This is a genomic window from Marinimicrobium sp. UBA4509 (assembly GCF_002388575.1).
GTDB lineage: Bacteria > Pseudomonadota > Gammaproteobacteria > Pseudomonadales > Cellvibrionaceae > Marinimicrobium > Marinimicrobium koreense.
In genome coordinates this window covers 30,070-32,545 of sequence record NZ_DGMV01000025.1, presented here as the reverse complement: position 1 = coordinate 32,545, position 2,476 = coordinate 30,070, and the positions used below count along the sequence as shown (strand labels likewise).

At 59.4% G+C, this 2,476-nt stretch carries 2 protein-coding genes; one reads left to right on the top strand and one right to left on the bottom strand.

Annotation, left to right across the window (positions count from 1 at the left end):
- A partial coding sequence (locus B3520_RS02745) for an anthranilate synthase component I family protein (RefSeq protein WP_286875357.1) occupies positions 1–953 on the bottom strand: 953 nt, incomplete at its 3' end.
- A 117-nt stretch (positions 954–1,070) separates the two neighbouring features.
- Between B3520_RS02745 and rimO the strand changes: the two genes are divergently transcribed.
- Positions 1,071–2,390 (top strand): 30S ribosomal protein S12 methylthiotransferase RimO, encoded by a 1,320-nt coding sequence (rimO, locus tag B3520_RS02740; RefSeq protein WP_286807196.1) that lies wholly within the window; start codon positions 1,071–1,073, stop codon positions 2,388–2,390.
- Positions 2,391–2,476: the final 86 nt, after the last annotated feature.

The window sequence follows — 2,476 nt, the reverse complement described above, 5'->3', positions numbered from 1 at the left end:
TTGCGCAGCAGGTCGACAATCATCAGGTTTTCCGCCCGGTTTTTGGCGCTCTGGGCCAAGGCCTGCGCCTCAGCCCGGTCGGCCTCCGGGTCGCTCCGACGCGGCGCGGTGCCTTTGATCGGGCGGGTTTCCGCCTGCCTGTCGTGCAATGCGATAAAACGCTCGGGGGACAAGCTGATTACCGCGCCGTCCGCCAATGGGATAAAGCCGGAAAACGGGGAGGGCAGCGCCTGCCGCAAGGCCAGGAAGGCCCGCGCGGGATTGCCCTGGTAGTCGGCGTGAAATCGCTGGGCCAGGTTGATCTGGTAGCAGTCGCCGGCGTGGATGTAGTCGAGGATGCGACCGAGTTTTCTATGATAAGAATCTGCACTAAGTTCCGCTTTGAACGCATTGATATTAAAGCGATTTCCGGTTTCTTCAAGAAAACTCTCAAGTGCCTTTTCCGGCTCCCGGGCCAGCAGACGGGCACGAAGTGACTCAATGTCCTGTTCGGGCCGCGTGACCAGATAGGCCTTGGCGCTCTGGTGGTCCTGCACGATGGCCCAATCATAAAACCCGAGCCAGAGGTCCGGCAGAGTGATGTCCGCGGCGGCCTGCTCCGGCAGGCGCTCCAGGCAGCGAGCCAGGTCGTAGCCGAAATAACCGATGGCGCCGGTCGCAAAGGGAATCTCCGCGAGCGGGCTCAGCGGGGGTGGCATCAACTCGCGCACCACATCCAGGGGCGGGGATTCCCGGCGCTCTGGCGGTTGTCCACGCGGTTGAATATCACAATGGGTGCCCCGACAGGTGAGTTGTGTGTGGGGTTCGGCGGCCAGAATATCGAAGCGGCCGTAGTGGCTTCCCGGATGCCCGCTGTCCAGCCAGACCGGAGCCTCCCAGTCCGCCAGGCAGGCAAACCAGTGGGCACTATCGACGAAATAGGGCAGGGAACAGACGCGTGGGCTGGGCCTCATGGAATTAAACTACGGCTCATTCAGGGAAAAGCGGCATTCTAGCACGGGAACCCCATGCAATCCGGGTCCGGAACGCCTACAATAGCGGCCTTTTTCGCCCCCGCACGAGTTTGTCTTATGAAACACACGCCCACCGTTGGTTTTGTCAGTCTTGGCTGCCCGAAAAACCTGGTCGATTCCGAACGCATTCTGACCCAGTTGCGCACCGAGGGGTATCAGATTGTCCCGACCTACAACGATGCGGACATGGTGATTGTGAACACCTGTGGCTTCATTGACAGCGCGGTGGAGGAATCCCTCGGCACCATCGGTGAGGCGCTCAAGGAAAACGGCAAAGTGCTGGTGACCGGTTGCCTGGGGGTCAAGGAAGATGAAATCCGCGAAGTGCACCCCGGCGTACTGGGCATTTCCGGCGCCCACGCCTATGAAAAAGTCCTCGATCAGGTACACCAGCACCTGCCGCCGGCCAAGGACCACAATCCCTTTTTGGACCTGGTGCCACCCCAGGGCGTGAAGCTCACGCCACGGCACTACGCCTACCTCAAAATTTCCGAGGGCTGCAATCACAGTTGCAGTTTCTGCATCATCCCGGACATGCGCGGCAAATTGGTCAGTCGCCCGATCGGGCAGGTGATGAGTGAAGCCGAACGCCTGGTCAAAGCGGGCGTCAAGGAACTGCTGGTGATCTCCCAGGATACCTCTGCCTATGGTGTGGACGTGAAATACCGCACCGACTTCTGGGACGGCCGCCCGCTCAAAACCGACATGCTCAAATTATGCGAGGCTCTGGGGGAGCTGGGTGTCTGGGTACGCCTGCACTACGTTTACCCCTACCCCCATGTCGACAAGGTGATCCCGCTGATGGCGGAAGGCAAAATCCTTCCGTACCTGGATATTCCGTTCCAGCACGCCAGTCCGCGTCTGCTCAAGCTGATGAAGCGCCCGGGCCAGGTCGAGAAAACCCTGGAACGGATCAAGAGCTGGCGCGAACAGGTGCCAGACCTGACCATTCGCTCCACGTTTATCGTCGGCTTTCCCGGTGAAACGGAAGAGGATTTCCAACAGTTGCTTGAATTCCTGGAGGAGGCACAACTCGACCGCGTTGGCTGCTTTCAGTATTCACCGGTGGAAGGGGCGGCGGCCAACGAGCTGCCGGACCCGGTGCCGGATGAGATCAAGCAGGAGCGTTTCGACCGCTTTATGGCGGTACAGCAGAAAATTTCCGCCCAACGACTTCAGGCCCAGATCGGTCGCACTCTGGAAGTGCTGATTGATGAGGTTGATGAAGAGGGCGCCATCGGTCGCAGTTACGCCGACGCTCCGGAAATTGACGGCCTAGTCTACCTGAATGGCGCCGAAGGCCTGCAACCGGGCGATAAAGTTCAGGTTATCATTGAGCAGGCGGACGAATACGATCTTTGGGGTTCTGTGATCTAGCACTTATGCGGAGTCACAAAAATCTAATGTGGCACTGAGGCGTCGGCAAGGAACACCGGTTGCAGACTCTCGAAGGCATGGATGCC